Annotated in this window: 15 protein-coding genes; 7 read left to right on the top strand and 8 right to left on the bottom strand. The window is 67.3% G+C overall.

What is annotated here, in order from left to right; all coding sequences use genetic code 11:
• Positions 1-28: 28 nt before the first annotated feature.
• The 7 genes from pheT to aceA all read right to left on the bottom strand — a co-directional run bounded on the left by pheT (position 29) and on the right by aceA (position 8,506).
• On the bottom strand, positions 29-2,467 hold the full coding sequence (pheT, locus tag C7444_RS04675; protein WP_110399669.1) for a phenylalanine--tRNA ligase subunit beta: 2,439 nt from the start codon (positions 2,465-2,467) through the stop codon (positions 29-31).
• Positions 2,468-2,504: 37 nt separating this feature from the next.
• Positions 2,505-3,548: a phenylalanine--tRNA ligase subunit alpha gene (pheS, locus tag C7444_RS04680; protein ID WP_110399794.1), complete on the bottom strand. Its 1,044-nt coding sequence runs from the start codon at positions 3,546-3,548 to the stop codon at positions 2,505-2,507.
• A gap of 93 nt (positions 3,549-3,641) precedes the next feature.
• Positions 3,642-3,998, bottom strand: a complete 357-nt coding sequence (gene rplT, locus C7444_RS04685) for a 50S ribosomal protein L20 (protein WP_110399670.1) — start codon at positions 3,996-3,998, stop codon at positions 3,642-3,644.
• A 26-nt stretch (positions 3,999-4,024) separates the two neighbouring features.
• Positions 4,025-4,228, bottom strand: coding sequence for a 50S ribosomal protein L35 (gene rpmI / locus C7444_RS04690; protein WP_110399671.1), 204 nt, complete (start codon positions 4,226-4,228; stop codon positions 4,025-4,027).
• Positions 4,229-4,348: 120 nt separating this feature from the next.
• Positions 4,349-4,903, bottom strand: a complete 555-nt coding sequence (gene infC / locus C7444_RS04695) for a translation initiation factor IF-3 (protein WP_110399672.1) — start codon at positions 4,901-4,903, stop codon at positions 4,349-4,351.
• A gap of 75 nt (positions 4,904-4,978) precedes the next feature.
• Positions 4,979-6,898, bottom strand: coding sequence for a threonine--tRNA ligase (gene thrS, locus C7444_RS04700; protein ID WP_110399673.1), 1,920 nt, complete (start codon positions 6,896-6,898; stop codon positions 4,979-4,981).
• Positions 6,899-7,201: 303 nt separating this feature from the next.
• Entirely contained in the window at positions 7,202-8,506 is a 1,305-nt protein-coding gene (gene aceA / locus C7444_RS04705) for an isocitrate lyase (RefSeq protein WP_110399674.1), read from the bottom strand.
• A gap of 455 nt (positions 8,507-8,961) precedes the next feature.
• Here aceA and C7444_RS04710 point away from each other — a divergent pair, with 455 nt between their 5' ends.
• Complete coding sequence (locus C7444_RS04710; protein WP_245909410.1) at positions 8,962-9,519, top strand: hemerythrin domain-containing protein; 558 nt, start codon at positions 8,962-8,964, stop codon at positions 9,517-9,519.
• A gap of 6 nt (positions 9,520-9,525) precedes the next feature.
• On the opposite strand, the gene C7444_RS04715 is transcribed toward C7444_RS04710, so the two are convergent.
• Positions 9,526-10,005 carry an Lrp/AsnC family transcriptional regulator gene (locus C7444_RS04715; RefSeq protein WP_110399675.1) on the bottom strand — a complete coding sequence of 160 codons (480 nt, stop codon included), beginning with the start codon at positions 10,003-10,005 and terminating at the stop codon, positions 9,526-9,528.
• 130 nt (positions 10,006-10,135) lie between these two features.
• Between C7444_RS04715 and aptA the strand changes: the two genes are divergently transcribed.
• From aptA to C7444_RS04745, 6 genes are all read left to right on the top strand, one after another.
• Positions 10,136-11,455: an omega-aminotransferase AptA gene (aptA, locus tag C7444_RS04720; RefSeq protein ID WP_110399676.1), complete on the top strand. Its 1,320-nt coding sequence runs from the start codon at positions 10,136-10,138 to the stop codon at positions 11,453-11,455.
• A gap of 168 nt (positions 11,456-11,623) precedes the next feature.
• A complete protein-coding gene (locus C7444_RS04725) occupies positions 11,624-12,400 on the top strand; it encodes a gamma-glutamyl-gamma-aminobutyrate hydrolase family protein (RefSeq protein WP_110399677.1) in 777 nt (258 codons plus the stop codon).
• 119 nt (positions 12,401-12,519) lie between these two features.
• Entirely contained in the window at positions 12,520-13,893 is a 1,374-nt protein-coding gene (locus C7444_RS04730) for a glutamine synthetase family protein (RefSeq protein WP_110399678.1), read from the top strand.
• A 14-nt stretch (positions 13,894-13,907) separates the two neighbouring features.
• A complete protein-coding gene (locus tag C7444_RS04735) occupies positions 13,908-15,317 on the top strand; it encodes an aspartate aminotransferase family protein (RefSeq protein ID WP_110399679.1) in 1,410 nt (469 codons plus the stop codon).
• Positions 15,318-15,345: 28 nt separating this feature from the next.
• Positions 15,346-16,845: an aldehyde dehydrogenase gene (locus C7444_RS04740; RefSeq protein ID WP_110399680.1), complete on the top strand. Its 1,500-nt coding sequence runs from the start codon at positions 15,346-15,348 to the stop codon at positions 16,843-16,845.
• Positions 16,846-16,983: 138 nt separating this feature from the next.
• The gene (locus C7444_RS04745) at positions 16,984-18,111 is read left to right on the top strand and encodes a polyamine ABC transporter substrate-binding protein (protein WP_110399681.1); all 1,128 of its coding nucleotides are present in this window, start codon (positions 16,984-16,986) and stop codon (positions 18,109-18,111) included.
• Positions 18,112-18,132: the final 21 nt, after the last annotated feature.

An 18,132-nucleotide genomic window follows, 5' to 3' on the forward strand; every position in this document is an offset into this window, starting at 1 on the left:
GTCCTTGATTCAACGGGTCAACGCCTGATCAGGCGCCGCGCAGACGGGCGCCGGTGGCCGACTGGGCCGCGGCGATGAGGATCTGCACGATCTCGTCGCTGCGGGCATCGGTCAGTGCCTCGGCTTCGTCGAGCAGCTCCACGCGGATGGCCAGGCTGCGTTCACCCTCGGCCATGCCCGCGACCGGCGTCGTCGGACGGTATACGTCAAACAGGCGGGCGCTGCGCACGATCCCCCCGGTCTGCGCGGACATCAGCGCCTCCAGGATGGCGTCGTGTGTGGTGCTTTCGCTGACGATCAGCGCCAGGTCGCGTGTCACCGCCTGCTGCCGGGGCACCGGGAAATGGACCGGCACCGGACGGCTGGTCAGCGCGGCCACGTCCAGCTCGAACAGCACCGGCGCCGAAGGCAGCTCGTAGGCCTGGCGCCAGCGCGGATGCAGCTCGCCGATGTGGCCGATGGCCACGCCGTCGAGCTCGACCCGGGCGCAGCGCCCCGGATGCATCGCCGGATGTTCAGCCGCGACGAAACGGGCGATGCGCGGCGCCAGCAGCGCCTCCACGTCCGCCTTGACGTCGTAGAAATCGACGGCGCGCTCCTTGATGCCCCATTGCTGGGCTTCGGCCGCGCCCCAGGCCAGACCGGCCAGGCGCAGCGGCTGGTCGATGCCGGCCACCGTCTGCTCGCTGGTCTGCACCGAGGCCTCGCGCCGGAACACCCGCCCCAGCTCGAACACCCTCACCCGCGGCGCGCGGCGCGTCAGGTTGTGGCGCAGCACCTGCACCAGGCTGCCGAGCAGGCTCGATCGCATCACCGACAGCGGCGCGGCGATCGGGTTGAGCAGGCGGATCGGCGCGGTGTTGCCGGCCAGCTCCGATTCCCAGCGCTCCTCGACGAAGCTGAAATTGATGGTTTCCTGGTAATCCAGCGCGGCCACGGCACGGCGCAGCGCGTAGCCGCCACGCTGCGCTTCCGGGCGCACGCGGGCGGTCACCGGGGCCACGGGGGCGGTCAGCGGCAGCTGGTCGAAGCCGATGACGCGGATGACCTCCTCGATCAGGTCCTCCTCGATGGCCAGGTCGAAGCGCCAGCTGGGCGGGGTCACCGTCAGCAGGCCGGGCGCTTCGTCGAAAGGCAGGCCGAGGCGGCCGAGCACGGTGGCGCACTGGGCCTGGGTCACTGGCATGCCGATGACCTTGGCGGCACGCTCCACCCGCAGCGCCACCGGTTGGCGTGCCGGCAAGTGCACGACCTGGTCGTCGACCGGACCGCAGGCGGTCTGCTCGCCGCCGCAGATCTCGAGGATCAGCGCGGTGATGCGCTCGATGCGCTCGACGGTGCAGGCCGGATCGACGCCGCGCTCGTAGCGGTGGCCCGCGTCGGTGCTGAAGTTGTAGCGGCGCGAACGGCCGGCGACCGCATCGGGCCACCAGAAGGCGGCCTCGACGTAGACATTGCGGGTCTCGTCACCCACCGAGGTGGCGTCGCCGCCCATGATGCCGGCCAGCGACTCGACCTCACGCTCGTCGGCGATCACGCCGACCTGCTCGTCGACGGTGATGGTGTTGCCGTTGAGCAGCTTGAGCGGCTCGCCCGCCCTGCCCCAGCGCACCGTCAGGCCGCCATGGATCTTGTCGAGGTCGAAGATGTGCGTGGGCTGGCCGGTCTCGAACATGACGTAGTTCGAGATGTCGACCAGCGCACTGACCGAGCGCTGGCCGCAGCGGGCCAGCCGGTCGACCATCCAGGCCGGGGTCCTGGCGCGCGTGTCGATGCCCCGCACGATGCGGCCGGAAAAGCGACCGCACAGGTCGCTGGCCTCGACGCGCACGGGCAGTGTCGCATCCAGCGTGGGCATGACCGGCACGGCCGGCAGTGCCTTCAGCGGCGCACCGGTCAGCGCCGCGACTTCGCGGGCCACGCCGTGGACGCTCAGGCAATGGCCGAGGTTGGGCGTGAGCTTGAGCGTGAAGAGGGTGTCGTCGAGGTTCAGGTACTGGCGGATGTCCTGGCCGACGGGGGCGTCGGCGGGCAGCTCCAGCAGGCCGCCATGGTCCTCGGCCAGCTTGAGCTCACGCGCGGAGCACAGCATGCCGAAGCTCTCGACGCCGCGCAGCTTGCCCTTGCCGATCTTGAAAGGCTTGCCGTCCTCGCCGGGCGGCAGTTCGGCGCCGACGGTGGCCAGCGGGATCTTGATGCCCACGCGGGCGTTCGGCGCCCCGCAGACGATCTGCAGCGGGCCGTCCTTGCTGTGCTCGCCGGCGTTGACCGTGCACACGCGCAGGCGATCGGCGTCGGGGTGCTGCTCGGCGGTCAGGATCTCGCCCACGACGATGCCGTGGAAAGGCGGCGCCACCGGCCGGAGTTCTTCCACCTCCATGCCGGACATGGTCAGCAGCTCGGCGAGCTGGGCGGTGGTCAGGTCAGGGTTGCAGTACTCGCGCAACCACGATTCGGGGAATTGCATCTCTTCGGTCCTTGCGGCGTGGGGTTCGGGGCGCGATTTACTTGAACTGCCCGAGGAAGCGCAGATCGCCCTCGAAGAACAGCCGCAGGTCGTTGACGCCGTAGCGCAGCATCGTCAGCCGGTCCGGACCCATGCCGAAGGCGAAGCCGATGTAACGCTCGGGATCGAGCCCGTAGTTGCGCACCACGTTCGGGTGCACCTGGCCGGAACCGGCCACCTCCAGCCAGCGACCCTTGAGCGGGCCGCTGGAGAAGGCGATGTCCACTTCGGCCGACGGCTCGGTGAACGGGAAGAACGACGGCCGGAAGCGCAGTTGCAGGTCGTCGGTCTCGAAGAAGGTGCGGAAGAAGTCGGTGAAGACCGCCTTCAGGTCCTTGAAGGACACGTTCTCGCCGATCCACAGGCCTTCGCACTGGTGGAACATCGGCGAGTGGGTGGCGTCGCTGTCGACCCGGTAGGTGCGGCCCGGCGCGATGACGCGGATCTCGGGCATCGGGTCCTGGCCGGCGTGTTTCGCTGCATGCTGGCGGGCGTAGCGCACCTGCATCGGCGAGGTGTGCGGGCGCAGGCACAGCGGGCGGCCCGCCTCGTCCTGCATGTCGACGTAGAAGGTGTCCTGCATCGAGCGCGCCGGGTGGTTCTCCGGGTTGTTCAACGCGGTGAAGCTGTACCAGTCGGTCTCGATCTCGGGGCCGTCGGCCACGTCGAAGCCCATGGAGCCGAAGATCTGCTCGATGCGCTCCATCGTGCGCGACACCGGGTGCAGGCCACCGACACCACGTCCGCGCCCGGGCAGCGTCACGTCGAGCGCCTCGGCCTTCAGCTGCGCCTGCAGCTCGGCTTCGGCCAGCGCCTGGCGACGGGCCGTGAGCGCCGACTCGATGCGCTGCTTGGTCTCGTTGATCGCGGCGCCGCGGGTCTTCTTCTCCTCGGGCGTGAGCCTGGCCATGCCCTTGAGCAGCTCGGTCACCTGACCGGTCTTGCCAAGGAAACGCGCCTTGGCGTCCTCGAGTTGGGCGGGACTGCCAGCGGCGGCGAAATCCACCTGGGCCGACTGGACGAGTTGGTCGAGATCGTTCATCTGGTTGACGCTGAAAAACGAAAAAGGCCGCACACGGAGTCGGCCTTTTGGTTGCTCACCGTCAGGGAAGACTGAACTTCCCCGACGTGGCACTTAAGCGAGCTGGGCCTTCACCTTTTCGACGATGCTGCCAAAGGCGGCAGGATCGTTGACGGCGAGATCGGCGAGCACCTTGCGGTCCACTTCGATCGCAGCCTTCTTCAGGCCGGCCATGAACTTGCTGTAGGTCAGGCCCAGTGCACGCGAACCGGCGTTGATGCGCGCGATCCAGAGGCGGCGGAACACGCGCTTCTTGGCACGGCGGTCACGGTAGGCGTACTGGCCTGCCTTCATCACCGCCTGTTTGGCGATGCGATAGACGTTCTTGCGACGGCCGCGGAAACCCTTGGCCAGGACCAGGATCTTCTTGTGACGAGCACGGGCGGTAACACCACGTTTGACGCGAGGCATGTGATTACTCCTTCAGTCTTGGTGGATTACAGGCCTGCGAACGGCAGCATCTGAGCGATGTGACCCATGTTGGTCTCATGCACAGCGGTCGTTCCACGCAGTTGGCGCTTGTTCTTGGTGGTCTTCTTGGTCAGGATGTGACGCTTGAAGGCGTGACCGCGCTTGACGGTTCCACCGGGACGAACGCGGAAGCGCTTCTTGGCGCTGCTCTTGGTCTTCATCTTGGGCATGACTGCTCCTTCTGGTTGTTCCCGTGAGGCGGCACGAACGGCTCGTGCTCTTGGGGCCTACAGGCACTGGGCGATGGCGGCGACCAGACCACCATCACCCGAATCGGAAAACCGACTTGTTTATTTCTTCCTCTTGGGCGCCAGCACCATGATCATCTGGCGGCCTTCGAGCTTGGGCATGTGTTCGACCAGGGACACGTCGGTCAGCTCGTCGCGGATGCGCTCGAGCAGACGCATGCCGATGTCCTGGTGCGTGATCTCGCGACCACGGAAGCGCAGCGTGACCTTGCCCTTGTCGCCGTCTTCCAGGAAGCGGCGCAGGTTGCGCATCTTGATCTGGTAGTCGCCTTCGTCGGTGCCCGGACGGAACTTGACTTCCTTGACGTCGATGACGTGCTGCTTGGCCTTGGCCTCAGCCGCCTTCTTCTGTTCCTGATACTTGAACTTGCCGTAGTCCATCAGCCGGCACACGGGCGGCTGGGCGGTCGGGGCGATCTCCACCAGGTCCACGTCGCCTTCGGCGGACAGCCGCAGTGCTTCCTGGATGCTGACGATGCCCAGCGGTTCGTTCTCAGGACCGTTGAGACGGACCTCAAGCGCAGTGATTTCGCGGTTCAGACGGTGCTTGCGCTCAACGTTAGGCGTCCGGCGGTCAAGAAAGGTAGCGATGGTCAGGTTCCTTCAGGGCTCAGGCCCACTCACAACAAAAACGCACCCCAGTCACAGAGCTGGCTCAATAGGGCCGGTGACTCACCCTTGCGGGGCAAGTTCGGTCGCGAGCTTGTGGGAGAAGGCCTCCAGGGCCATCACACCGAGATCCTGATTGCCTCGGGCGCGCACGGCGACGGCTCCTGCATCCTTCTCCTTGTCGCCGACAACAAGAAGGTACGGAACCTTTTGCAACGAATGCTCCCGTATTTTATACGTGATTTTCTCGTTGCGCAGGTCAAGTGCAACCCTAAGCCCTTGTTTCTGCAACATTCCCGCCACGGATCGGGCGTAATCGGCCTGGGAGTCCGTGATGTTGAGCACGGTCACCTGCACCGGAGCCAGCCACAGGGGCAGCGCGCCCGAGTGTTCCTCGATCAGGATGCCGATGAAACGCTCGAGGCTGCCCAGGATGGCGCGGTGCAGCATGACCGGGTAGAGGCGTTCACCCGACTCGGCCACATAGGTCGCGTCCAGCCGCTCGGGCAGCGAGAAGTCGACCTGGATGGTGCCGCACTGCCAGTGGCGACCCAGCGCGTCCTTGAGGGTGTACTCGATCTTGGGACCGTAGAACGCGCCATCGCCCGGGGAGATCTCGAACTCGCAGCCGGTGCGCCGCAGGCTGTCGATCAGCGCGGCCTCGGCCTTGTCCCACAGCTCGTCGGAGCCGATGCGCTTCTCGGGGCGCGTGGCCACCTTGTAGAGGATGTCCTTGAAGCCGAAGTCGGCGTAGACCTTCTGCAGCAGCGCGGTGAAGTCGTCGCACTCGGCCAGGATCTGGTCCTCGGTGCAGAAGACGTGGCCGTCGTCCTGCGTGAAGCCGCGCACGCGCATGATGCCGTGCAGGCCGCCGGTGGGCTCGTTGCGGTGGCACTGGCCGAACTCGCCGAAGCGCAGCGGCAGATCGCGGTAGCTCTTGATGCCCTGCTTGAAGATCAGGATGTGGCCCGGGCAGTTCATCGGCTTGAGCGCGTAGTCACGCTTCTCCGACTCGGTCGTGAACATCGCGTCCCGGTACTTGTCCCAGTGGCCGGTCTTCTCCCACAGCGAGCGGTCGAGGATCTGCGGACCCTTGACCTCCTGGTAGCCGTTGTCGCGGTAGACCTGGCGCATGTACTGCTCGACCTGCTGCCACACCGTCCAGCCCTTGGGGTGCCAGAACACCACGCCCGGCGCGTGCTCGTCGATGTGGAACAGGTCCAGTTCGCGGCCGAGCTTGCGGTGATCACGCTTCTCGGCCTCCTCCAGCATCACCAGGTACTTCTGCAGATCGTCCTTGGTGGCCCAGGCCGTGCCGTAGATGCGCTGCAGCATCTCGTTGCGGTGGTCGCCGCGCCAGTAGGCGCCGGCCACCTTCATCAGCTTGAAGAACTTCAGCTTGCCCGTGCTCGGCACGTGCGGGCCGCGGCACAGGTCGGTGAACTTGCCCTCGGCGTAGAGCGAGACCTCCTGGTCGGCCGGGATGCTCTCGATGATCTCGGCCTTGTAGGCCTCGCCGATCGACTTGAAATAGGCCACGGCCTCGTCGCGCGGCAGCACGCTGCGCACCACCGGCTCGTCCTTGCCGGCCAGCTCGCTCATCTTCTTCTCGATGGCGACCAGGTCCTCGGGCGTGAACGGGCGCTTGTACGAGAAGTCGTAGTAGAAGCCGTGCTCGATGGTCGGGCCGATCGTCACCTGGGCATCGGGAAACAACTCCTTGACGGCGTAGGCGAGCAGGTGGGCCGTCGAATGGCGGATGACTTCCAGCCCGGCGGAATCCTTGGCCGTGATGATGGACAGCGCCTCGTCGGACGTGATGCGGTGGCTGGTGTCGACCAGTCGGGCCGACTCGCCCGAGCCGACCCGGCCGGCCAGCGCAGCCTTGGCCAGACCCGCGCCGATCGAGGCCGCGACCTCGGCCACGGTCACGGGGGCGTCGAACTCACGCCGGGAACCATCAGGAAGTTGAATCGAAATCATGGATTACCTCGTGCCAGCAGCGGGCTCGGCCACGCTGCTGCGGACAACAAAAAAGCGCGGGACGCGCCGCGCTTTCTCGTGAGGGGAACAAGGACGTTCTGGACGTACGGGGAAAGCGGCGGCCGACCGACTAGATCTCGGAGGGGATCCCAGTGGTAGTTCGCGGTGTCATCACCGTGGCGCCTTTCCCGTTCCTTGTGCAGACGACATATTCCAACATTCTAAAACAGAAAGCCCAGGGGATCACCCTGGGCTCTTGCAAGGCCTGCCGAGATCCGGCATGCCCGTGCGGTCCTCACTCGATCAGTGGAACTGCTCTTCTTCGGTCGAGCCCGTCAGCGCGGTGACGCTGGACTTGCCGCCCTGGATCACGGTGGTCACTTCGTCGAAGTAACCCGTGCCGACTTCCTGCTGGTGCGACACGAAGCTGTAGCCACGTTCGCGGGCCGCGAATTCCGGCTCCTGGACCTTCTCGACATAGGCCGACATGCCGCGGGCGACGTAGTCCTGGGCCAGATCGAACATGTTGTACCACATGCTGTGGATACCAGCCAGGGTAATGAACTGGTACTTGTAGCCCATCGCGCCCAGCTCGCGCTGGAACTTGGCGATGGTCGCGTCGTCGAGGTTCTTCTTCCAGTTGAACGACGGCGAGCAGTTGTAGGCCAGCATCTTGCCCGGGTGCACGGCGTGCACGGCTTTGGCGAACTTGCGGGCGAACTCGAGGTCCGGCGTGCCGGTCTCGCACCACACCAGATCGGCGTAGTGGGCGTAGGCGATGGCGCGGCTGATGGCCTGGTCCATGCCCTTGTTGGTCTTGTAGAAACCTTCGGCCGTGCGCTCGCCGGTCAGGAAGGGCTTGTCGTTCTCGTCGTAGTCGCTGGTCAGCAGGTCGGCGGCTTCGGCGTCGGTGCGGGCGATCACCAGCGTGGGCACGCCACAGACGTCGGCGGCCATGCGGGCGGCGATCAGCTTCTGCACCGCTTCTGCCGTCGGCACCAGCACCTTGCCACCCATGTGGCCGCACTTCTTGACCGAAGCGAGCTGGTCCTCGAAGTGCACGCCACCGGCGCCGGAGCGGATCATGGCCTTCATCAGCTCGAACGCGTTCAGCACGCCGCCGAAACCGGCCTCCGCATCGGCCACGATCGGCGCGAAGTAGTCGGTGTAGCCCTTGTCACCTTCGGTGATGCCCTTGGACCACTGGATCTCGTCGGCACGACGGAAGCTGTTGTTGATGCGCTCGACGACCTTCGGCACCGAGTCCACCGGATACAGCGACTGGTCGGGGTACATCGACGCGTAGCTGTTGTTGTCGGCGGCGACCTGCCAGCCCGACAGGTAGATGGCCTTCACGCCGGCCTTGACCTGCTGCATGGCCTGACCACCGGTCAGCGCGCCGAGGCAGTTCACGTAGGGCTCGTTGTTGACCAGGTCCCACAGCTTTTCGGCGCCGCGGCGGGCCAGCGTGTGCTCGATCGGGAAGGAGCCACGCAGACGCACGACGTCAGCAGCGCTGTAGCCGCGCTTGATACCCTTCCAGCGGGGGTTGCTGGCCCAGTCGGTTTCGAGGGCGTCCACTTGCTGTTGGAAAGTCTGCTTCGTCATGGGAGGGCTCCGTTTCGAGGTTCAAGAGTGGGTGATCGATGGCTCTAGCTTAAGGGCGACGCCCACTTCGTGGAAGACTTATGTCTTATATAAGACATATTTTTGAAATCAATGAAATCAATGACTTATGAACTGAATTTTGTGATGCGAAATGAGATTTCTCACAATGGAAAATTTTGCGGCGCTGCACCACGTTTGGTTTCCACATTGTGAAATCGATTTCGCCTCATGAAAACATCCGGTGCCACGGGCGTGTTCGTGGACAGGCCATGGGGTGATCACTGCACCAGACCGGGGCTGGACCTGCGCCGCTTCGGGGCGTTTTTTCCTGCGCCTTCCGGCGGTCGCGGTTCGTGACATCGGACTCGACCGGGGCTTGACCTTGCGCAAATCGCGCGGCGCCCTGCCACGAAGAATGGGACATCCGCAACCGGTACCGCCCCAGGAGCACCACCATGACCCAGATCCAGAACGATGTCGTCGCCAGCCCCCTCGCCCCGATCGATCTGATGGTCGCTCCATTCCAGGCGCTCGACGAATGCCATCGCCAGATCGCCCAGGCCCTGGATCGCCTCGGGCACTTCATCGAGCACCTCGATGACCACGGGGTCGACGAGCAGTCGCGTCGCCATGCGGGCGAACTGGTCGAGTTCTTCACCCGCACGGCCCGCGCCCACCACGCCGACGAGGAGCGTCTGGTGTTTCCCGACCTGCTGGTCAGCGAGGATGTCCATCTGGTGCAGCAGGTCCGGCGTCTGCAGCAGGACCATGGCTGGCTCGAGGAGGACTGGATCGAGCTGTCGCCGCAGCTCGACGCGATCTCGCAGGGCTACAGCTGGTACGACATCGACGCGCTGCGCCACGGCGCGGCCATCTTCACCGCGCTCTACCAGGACCACATCGATCTCGAGGAGTCGCTGGTCTACCCGGAAGCCCGGCGCCGCATGGCCGAGCGCCCGGACGTCGGCCAGGGCCGGGCGCAGGCGCAGATGCGGCGCCAGTCGGGCAACTGAAGGATTTCAGACGACCAGCGCGGTCGTCTTCTTGACGGTGCGCACCACCAGCATCGAGTTGGAGCGCACCACGCCCGGCAGGCGGGTCATCACCTCGGTGTGGAAACGCTCCAGGTCATCGGCATCCTGGAAGGCGAAGCGGATCAGGTAGTCGTTGCTGCCGGCGACGTAGTGGCAGTCGAGGATGCTCGGCTCCTGCCGCACCGCCTCCTCGAAACGTGCCAGCGCCTCGGTCGTCGTGCGCTCCACGTTCACGATCGTGTAGGACGTGCCGGACTGGCCCACCGCGCGGGGGTTGAGCAGCGCGACGTACCCGGCGATCACGCCGGACTCCTCGAGCTGGCGCACGCGCCTCAGGCAGGCCGAGGTCGACAGGTGCACCCGCTGCGCGAGGTCGACGTTGGACAGGCGGCCATCGTGCTGCAGCTCGCGCAGGATGGCGCGGTCGATCGCATCAAGAAGCGGAGCGCCGGCAGGCTGAGGCATGTCCTTGCGTCGGGAGTCAGGTTGACGCAATTTTATGGTGTGGCGTGATGTCGATCGCGCGCAATCCGCAACCCCTTTGCGCGCGGTTCTTTCTAGACTGGGAGCCACCTTCCGCCTGGAGCCGACCCGCATGAGCACCCCGCACGATCCTTCGCTTGACGCCTACTGGATGCCGTTCACGGCGAACCGGCAGTTCAAGCAGCGCCCTCGCCTGCTGACGCAGGCCTCGGGCATGCACTACCGCACCGACGACGGGCGGGAGATCCTCGACGGCGTGGCCGGGCTGTGGTGCGTCAACGCCGGCCACGCCCGGCCCCGCATCGTGCAGGCCATCGCCCGGCAGGCCGGCGAGATGGACTACGCGCCGCCGTTCCAGATGGGCCACCCCAAGGCCTTCGAGTTCGCGGACCGCCTGAGCCAGCTGACGCCGGCCGGCCTGAACCGGGTGTTCTTCACCAACTCCGGCTCCGAATCGGTCGAGACCGCGCTGAAGATCGCGCTGGCCTGGCAGCGCGCCAGGGGCCAGGGCACCCGCACCCGCCTGATCGGGCGCGAGCGCGGCTACCACGGCGTGAACTTCGGCGGCATCTCGGTGGGCGGCATCGTCGGCAACCGCAAGATGTTCGGCACGCTGCTCGGTGGCGTCGACCACATCCGCCACACCCACGACCTGGAGCGCAACGCCTTCAGCCGTGGCCAGCCAGCCCACGGCGCCGAGCTGGCCGACGACCTGGAGCGCCTGGTCGCGCTGCACGACGCCTCGACCATCGCCGCGGTGATCGTCGAGCCGGTAGCCGGCTCGACCGGGGTGCTGATCCCGCCCCAGGGTTATCTGCAGCGCCTGCGCGACATCTGCGACCGCCACGGCATCCTGCTGATCTTCGACGAGGTCATCACCGGCTTCGGCCGCACCGGACAGCCGTTCGCGGCGCAGACCTTCGGCGTCACGCCCGACCTGATGACGGTGGCCAAGGGCATCACCAACGGCTGCGTGCCCATGGGCGCGGTGTTCGTGAAGCAGGAGATCCACGACACCTTCATGAACGGCCCGGAGCACCTGATCGAGCTCTTCCACGGCTACACCTACTCGGCCCACCCGCTGGCCTGCGCGGCCGGGCTGGCCACGCTGGACACCTATGCCGAAGAGGGCCTGCTGACCCGTGCGTCGGAGTTGCAGGATTACTTCGCCGACGGGCTGCACAGCCTGCGCGGCCTGCCGCACGTGATCGACGTGCGCAACATCGGCCTGGTTGGCGGCGTCGAGCTCGCCCCCGGCCCCGAAGGCCCGGGGCGACGGGCCTTCAACGTGTTCCTCGACTGCTTCGAGCAGGGCGTGATGGTGCGCACCACCGGCGACATCATCGCGATGTCGCCACCGCTGATCATCGAGCGCGCGCAGATCGATCGACTGATCGAGACGCTGCGCACCGCCCTGAAGCGTGCGGCCTGAGGCCGGCTCGCGGCCCTGAAAGCCCCCCGGCCGCGGCCGGGGGATCGCCGGGGTGGCTGGCGCGCCCAGGCTCTGGCACACTGTGTGCAACACCTTCGACATCAACGATCCACACACCATCAGTAAGCCCAGTGCCGCCGGATCAACAAGCCGGTCGCAGCAAGCCCAATGAGCATCCAAAAGCCTGCACGCCCACCCGTCGTCCTGGTCCCCGCCTGCAACCGGGACATCGGCCAGCATCCTTTCCATGTCGCCGGGAAAAAGTACGTCGATGCGGTGCGGCTCTCCGGGGCGCTGCCCCTGATCGTGCCGTCGGCCTCACCCGACGAGATTGCCACGCTGCTGGACCTGGCCGACGGGGTGCTGCTGACCGGATCGGCGTCCAATGTGCACCCGAGCCACTTTGGCGAGCCGGTGCTCGATCCTTCCCTGCCCCTGGACCCGGTGCGTGACGCCTGGACGCTGCCGCTGATCCGGCAGGCGCTGGAGCGCGGCCTGCCGCTGTTCGCCATCTGCCGGGGTTTCCAGGAACTCAATGTCGCGCTCGGCGGCTCGCTGCACCAGGCGGTGCAGAGCGTGGCGGGCAAGCACGATCACCGGGCCTGCAGCAGCGATCCCGTCGGGGTCCAGTACGGCGTGCGCCACGGCGTGCGGGTCCAGCCGGGCGGCGTGCTGGCCGGCCTGTTCGGCGAGACCGACCTGCAGGTCAACAGCGTGCACGGCCAGGGCCTGAACCGGCTGGCCCCGAGCCTGCGCATCGAGGCGCTGGCCAGCGACGGCCTGGTCGAGGCGGTGTCCGTACCGACGGCGCCCGGCTTCAGCCTGTGCGTGCAATGGCATCCGGAATGGCAGGCGGCCGACAACCCGGTCTCCATCGCGCTGTTCGGCGCCTTCGGTGCGGCCTGCCAGGCCTACCGGGACCGCCACCGCCCCCCCAGTTGCTGATGCCCCGCGCCGCCGCCGAACGCGTCGGCCCGCGGCGCCACCGTGATTTTCCCTGCATCCCACCCGGCACCTGCTGCCGGGTGCCGGCCGAGCTCGGCCTGTCCACAGGAACAACAGCCATGGTTACCCGATCACGCAGCGACTTCACCTTCAGCGACCTCACCGACTGGCTCAACGAGCGCCGGGTCACCGAGATCGAGTGTCTGGTGCCCGATCTCACCGGCGTGGCCCGCGGCAAGATCCTGCCGCGCGAGAAATTCACCGAGGACCGCGGCATGCGGCTGCCCGAGGCGGTGGTCGCGATGGGCGTGACCGGCGAATTCCCGGAAGAAGGCCCCTACTACGACGTGATCAGCCCGATGGATCACGACATGCACCTGCAGCCCGACCCGCGCACCGTGCGCATCGTGCCGTGGGCGACCGACCCGACCGCCCAGGTGGTGCACGACTGCTACGACAAGGACGGCAACATGGTGCCGTTCGCGCCGCGCTCGGTGCTGCGCCGGGTCTGCGACCTGTACGCGGCCAAGGGCTGGAACCCGGTCGTGGCGCCCGAGCTGGAGTTCTACCTGGTGGCGCGCAACACCGATCCCGACATCCCGCTCAAGCCGCCCAAGGGCCGCAGCGGCCGTGCCGAGAGCTCGCGCCAGGCCTATTCGATCGATGCGGTCAACGAGTTCGACCCGCTGTTCGAGGACGTCTACTCCTACTGCCAGCAGATGGAGCTCAACGTCGACACGCTGATCCACGAGATCGGCGCGGGCCAGATGGAGATCAACTTCTTCCACGACCACCCGCTGCAGCTGGCTGACGAGGTGTTCTTCTTCAAGCGCACGGTGCGCGAGGCGGCGATGCGCCACGACATGTACGCCACCTTCATGGCCAAGCCGATCGCGGGCGAGCCCGGCAGCGCGATGCACATCCACCAGAGCATCACCGACGCCGTCACCGGCAAGAACATCTTCAGCAACCCGGACGGCAGCCCCAGCCAGGAGTTCTACTGGTACATCGGCGGGCTGCAGAAGTACATCCCCGCCTGCATGGCGCTGTTCGCCCCCTACGTGAACAGCTACCGGCGGCTGGCGCGCTACACCGCCGCGCCGATCAACATCCAGTGGGGCACGGACAACCGCACCGTCGGCATCCGCTCGCCGCTGGCCACGCCGGCGGCCCGTCGCATCGAGAACCGTGTCATCGGTGCGGACGCGAACCCCTACGTGGCCCTGGCGGCCACGCTGGCCTGCGGCTACCTGGGCATCGTCAACCGGATCCAGCCCACGCCCGAGTGCAAGGGCGACGCCTACCTGGGGGACTACCAGCTGCCCCGCAGCCTGGGCGAGGCGCTGGCCATGCTGCGTGCGGCAACCGACCTGCACGAGGTGCTGGGCGAGTCCTTCGTGACCGTCTACACCGAGGTCAAGGAGATCGAGCACGCCGAGTTCATGAAGGTCATCTCGCCGTGGGAGCGTGAGCACCTGCTGCTGCACGTCTGAGCCGGGAGCACGCCATGGACGCCCTCCTCCCGCCCCGCGGCACGGCGCAGTGGCAGGCCGCCGATGCGGCGCATTTCCTGCACCCGTTCACCGACTTCGGCGCGCTCGCCGCCCAGGGCTCGCGCATCATCACGCGGGCCGAGCAGCTCTACCTCTGGGACAGCGAAGGGCAGCGGCTCTTCGACGCGATGAGCGGCCTGTGGTGCGTGAACGTGGGTTATGGCCAGCAGGCCCTGATCGACGCGGCCACCCGCCAGCTGCAGCAGCTGCCCTTCTACAACGCCTTCTTCCAGACCGCCACGCCCCCGGCGATCGAGCTGGCCGAGCTGCTGGCCGAACTGACCCCGCCGCAGTTCCGGCATGCGTTCTTCACTGGCTCGGGCTCCGAGGGCAACGACACCGTCGTGCGCATGGTGCGCCGCTACTGGGACCTGCAGGGCCAGCCCGATCGCCGGATCCTCATCAGCCGCAACAACGCCTACCACGGCTCGACGATGGCGGGCGCCTCGCTGGGCGGCATGAAGTCGATGCACGCCCAGGGCGGCCTGCCCATTCCCGGCATCGTGCACATCGACCAGCCTTATCTGGCGGCCTACCGCCGCCAGCGGCCGGCGGCGGCCGGTCTCGACGAGGAGGAGTTCGGCCTGATCGCCGCCCGCTGGCTCGAGAAGAAGGTGCTCGAGCTCGGGCCGCACCGGGTGGCGGCCTTCATCGGCGAGCCGGTGCAGGGGGCGGGTGGCGTGATCGTGCCCCCGGCGAGCTACTGGCCCGAGATCCAGCGCATCTGCGACCGCTACGACATCCTGCTGGTGTCCGACGAGGTCATCACCGGCTTCGGCCGCACCGGCCACTGGTTCGGCTGCGAGACCCAGGGCTTCCGCCCGGACCTGATGACCTTCGCCAAGGGCGTGACCAGCGGCTACATCCCGCTGGGCGGCGTGATGGTGGGCGAGCGGGTGGCGCGCACGCTGATCGAGCTGGGTGGCGAGTTCGAGCACGGCTACACCTACTCGGGTCATCCGGTGGCCTGCGCGGTGGCCGTCGCCAACCTCCAGCTGATCCGCGAGCAGCGGCTGGTCGAGCGGGTGCACGACGATGTCGGCCCCTACCTGGCCGAGCAGTTCGCCACGCTGGCCGGGCACCCGCTGGTCGGTGACGTGCAGACCAGCGGCCTGATGGGCGCGCTGCTGCTGGTGCGGGAGGCCGCCGGCCAGAGCCCGTTCCGGCCGGACCAGCCGGTGGGCATGGTCTGCCGGGGCCACTGCTTCGCCCAGGGGCTGATCATGCGTGCGGTCGGCGACCGCATGATCGTCGCCCCGCCGCTGATCATCAGCCGGGCCCAGATCGACGAGATGATGGCGCTGATCCGGCACTGCCTGGACCTGACGCTGGCTGACGTCCACAGCCGGGGCTGGCTCGCCTGAGCACGCCGCCCCAGAGGAGAGAGAACCCATGAGCAGCAGCACCCCCGTCGACTGGCACGCCCGGGCGGCCCGCCTCGAGATCGACGCCCGGGCCTTCATCGACGGCCGGCGGGTCGATGCGGCCGACGGCCGGACCTTCGACAAGCACTCGCCGGTCGACCACCGCCGCCTGGCCTCGGTCGCCCGCGGCCAGGCCGAGGACATCGACCGCGCCGTGCGCGCGGCCCGGGCCGCCTTCGACGACGGCCGCTGGGCGCGCCGCACCCCGGCCGCCCGCAAGAAGATCCTGCAGCGCTTCGCCGAGCTGATCCTTTCTGCCCGCGACGAGCTGGCGCTGCTGGAGACGCTGGACATGGGCAAGCCCATCCAGCACGCGCTGTCGGTGGACGTGCCCGCGACCGCACGCTGCATCGCCTGGTACGCGGAGGCGCTCGACAAGGTCTATGGCGAGATCGCCCCCACCGGCCCCCAGGCGCTGGCGCTGATCAGCCGCGAGCCCATGGGCGTGATCGGCGTGATCGTGCCCTGGAACTACCCGATGATCATGGCTGCCTGGAAGCTCGGCCCGGCGCTGGCCACCGGCAATTCGGTGGTGCTCAAGCCCAGCGAGAAGTCCCCGCTGACCGCGCTGCGCCTGGCCGAGCTGGCACTGCAGGCCGGCGTGCCCGCCGGGGTGTTCAACGTGGTGCCGGGCCATGGCCACGAGGCCGGCGAGGCGCTGGCGCTGCACATGGACGTCGACGCGATCGGCTTCACCGGCTCGACCCGGGTGGGGCGGCACATGCTCGAGTGCGCCGGGCGCTCCAACCTCAAGCGCGTCTACAACGAGCTGGGCGGCAAGTCGGCCGTGCTCGTCTTTCCCGACCACCGGGATCCGGCGCTGGCCGCGCGCACCGTGGCGGGCAGCATGTTCTTCAACCAGGGCGAGTCCTGCAACGCACCGTCGCGGGTGCTGGTGCACGAGGACATCGCCGATGACTTCGTGCGCGAGCTGGTCGCCCAGGCGCCCCGCCACGCGCCGGGCGATCCGCTGGATCCGGCCACCGTGATGGGCGCGCTGGTCGACGAGGGGCAGCTGCGCACGGTGCTGGGCTACATCGAGTCGGCCCGCGCCGAAGGCGCGCACTGCGCCGTCGGCGGGCAGCAGGTGCGCATCGACAGCGGCGGCCCCTACGTCGAGCCGACCGTCTTCGATCGGGTCACCCCGGTGATGACCATCGCCCGCGAGGAGATCTTCGGCCCGGTGCTGTCGGTGCTGCGCTTCGCCAGCGAGCAGCAGGCGCTGGCGCTGGCCAACGCCAGCGCCTACGGCCTGCAGGCCAGCGTCTGGACCCACGACCTGAACCGGGCGCACCGCGTGGCACGTGGCTTGCGTGCCGGGACGGTGCACGTCAACCAGTACGACGAGGACGACATCACCGTGCCGTTCGGCGGCTACAAGCAGAGCGGCAACGGGCGCGACAAGTCGCTGCACGCGCTGGACAAGTACACCGAGCTGAAGACGACCTGGCTGCGCCTGGACGACTGAAACCGGATCTTGTGCGCTGTCGCATCGATGTGCTGGTGACTGGCACCATAATTCGCGCCGCCAAGGTGCATCCGCCACGGTGGGCGGGCGCATCGGGTCTGGCTGGAATTCCCCCTTTTTCCTGAAGCAGGAGCACTCATGAAACTGTTGTCGTTGCGGCCCTCCAAGGCGCTGAACCTCGTGGTGGCCGCGATCGCGGCCTTCGGCCCGGCCGCGGTGCAGGCCGAGGAAGAGAAGGTGCTGAACGTGTACAACTGGGCGGACTACATCGCCGAGGACACGATCAAGAACTTCGAGAAGGAGACCGGCATCAAGGTCCGCTACGACAACTTCGACAGCAACGAGGCGCTGCACGCCAAGCTGGTGGCCGGCCGCACGGGCTACGACGTGGTCGTGCCGGGCTCGCACTTCGCCAAGCAGCAGATCGAGGCCGGCCTGCTGATGAAGCTCGACAAGAGCAAGCTGCCCAACCTGAAGAACCTCGACCCCGCCATCCAGGCCCAGCTGGCCAAGATGGACCCGGGCAACGAGCACATCGTCGACTGGATGTGGGGCTACACCACGGTGGGCATCAACGTCGAGCGCGTCAAGAAGGCCCTGGGCGACAAGCCGCTGCCCGACAACGCCTGGGACCTGGTCTTCAAGCCCGAGTACGCGAGCAAGCTCAAGGGCTGCGGCGTGTCCTTCCTCGACACCGCCTCCGAGATCATGCCGATCGCGCTGAAGTACATCGGCAAGGATCCGCACAGCAAGAGCGCCGACGACTACAAGGCCGCCGGCGAGATGCTCAAGGGCATCCGCCCCTACGTGACCCGCTTCTCGGGTTCGGGCTCGGACTACATCGACCAGATGGCCAAGGGCCAGCTGTGCGCGGTGGTGGGCTGGTCGGGCGACATCATGATCGCCAAGGACAAGTCGGCCAAGGCCAAGAAGCCCCAGCAGCTCGAGGTGCTGCTGCCCAAGATGGGCGGCCTGCTGTTCTTCGACGTGATGGCCATCCCGGCGGATGCCAAGCACCCCGAGAACGCGCACAAGTGGATCAACTACATCATGAAGCCCGAGGTGCACGCCTCGCTGACCAACTCGGTCTTCTACGCCAACCCGAACAAGGAAGCGCTGAAGTTCGTCAAGCCCGAGCTGGCCAAGGACCGCGCGGTGTTCCCGGACGCGGCCGGCCTCGCCAGCATGATCCCGCCCGGCACGCCCGACCAGGCCACCCGCAAGCTGCTGACCCGCACCTTCACCAACTTCAAGGCCGGCCGCTGAGCTGACGGCAACGGGAAAGAG

This window comes from Sphaerotilus hippei (assembly GCF_003201595.1).
In the GTDB taxonomy this organism is placed as follows: Bacteria; Pseudomonadota; Gammaproteobacteria; order Burkholderiales; family Burkholderiaceae_C; genus Sphaerotilus; species Sphaerotilus hippei.

What these genes read in the sequence shown, in the direction of transcription:
- rplT (WP_110399670.1), bottom strand. Translation starts at nt 3,998, where the DNA reads ATGCCTCGCGTCAAACGTGGTGTTACCGCCCGTGCTCGTCACAAGAAG.
- rpmI (WP_110399671.1), bottom strand. Translation starts at nt 4,228, where the DNA reads ATGCCCAAGATGAAGACCAAGAGCAGCGCCAAGAAGCGCTTCCGCGTT.
- C7444_RS04710 (WP_245909410.1), top strand. Translation starts at nt 8,962, where the DNA reads ATGACCCAGATCCAGAACGATGTCGTCGCCAGCCCCCTCGCCCCGATC.
- aptA (WP_110399676.1), top strand. Translation starts at nt 10,136, where the DNA reads ATGAGCACCCCGCACGATCCTTCGCTTGACGCCTACTGGATGCCGTTC.
- C7444_RS04730 (WP_110399678.1), top strand. Translation starts at nt 12,520, where the DNA reads ATGGTTACCCGATCACGCAGCGACTTCACCTTCAGCGACCTCACCGAC.
- C7444_RS04725 (WP_110399677.1), top strand. Translation starts at nt 11,624, where the DNA reads ATGAGCATCCAAAAGCCTGCACGCCCACCCGTCGTCCTGGTCCCCGCC.
- C7444_RS04715 (WP_110399675.1), bottom strand. Translation starts at nt 10,005, where the DNA reads ATGCCTCAGCCTGCCGGCGCTCCGCTTCTTGATGCGATCGACCGCGCC.
- pheS (WP_110399794.1), bottom strand. Translation starts at nt 3,548, where the DNA reads ATGAACGATCTCGACCAACTCGTCCAGTCGGCCCAGGTGGATTTCGCC.
- pheT (WP_110399669.1), bottom strand. Translation starts at nt 2,467, where the DNA reads ATGCAATTCCCCGAATCGTGGTTGCGCGAGTACTGCAACCCTGACCTG.
- thrS (WP_110399673.1), bottom strand. Translation starts at nt 6,898, where the DNA reads ATGATTTCGATTCAACTTCCTGATGGTTCCCGGCGTGAGTTCGACGCC.
- C7444_RS04740 (WP_110399680.1), top strand. Translation starts at nt 15,346, where the DNA reads ATGAGCAGCAGCACCCCCGTCGACTGGCACGCCCGGGCGGCCCGCCTC.
- C7444_RS04745 (WP_110399681.1), top strand. Translation starts at nt 16,984, where the DNA reads ATGAAACTGTTGTCGTTGCGGCCCTCCAAGGCGCTGAACCTCGTGGTG.
- C7444_RS04735 (WP_110399679.1), top strand. Translation starts at nt 13,908, where the DNA reads ATGGACGCCCTCCTCCCGCCCCGCGGCACGGCGCAGTGGCAGGCCGCC.
- aceA (WP_110399674.1), bottom strand. Translation starts at nt 8,506, where the DNA reads ATGACGAAGCAGACTTTCCAACAGCAAGTGGACGCCCTCGAAACCGAC.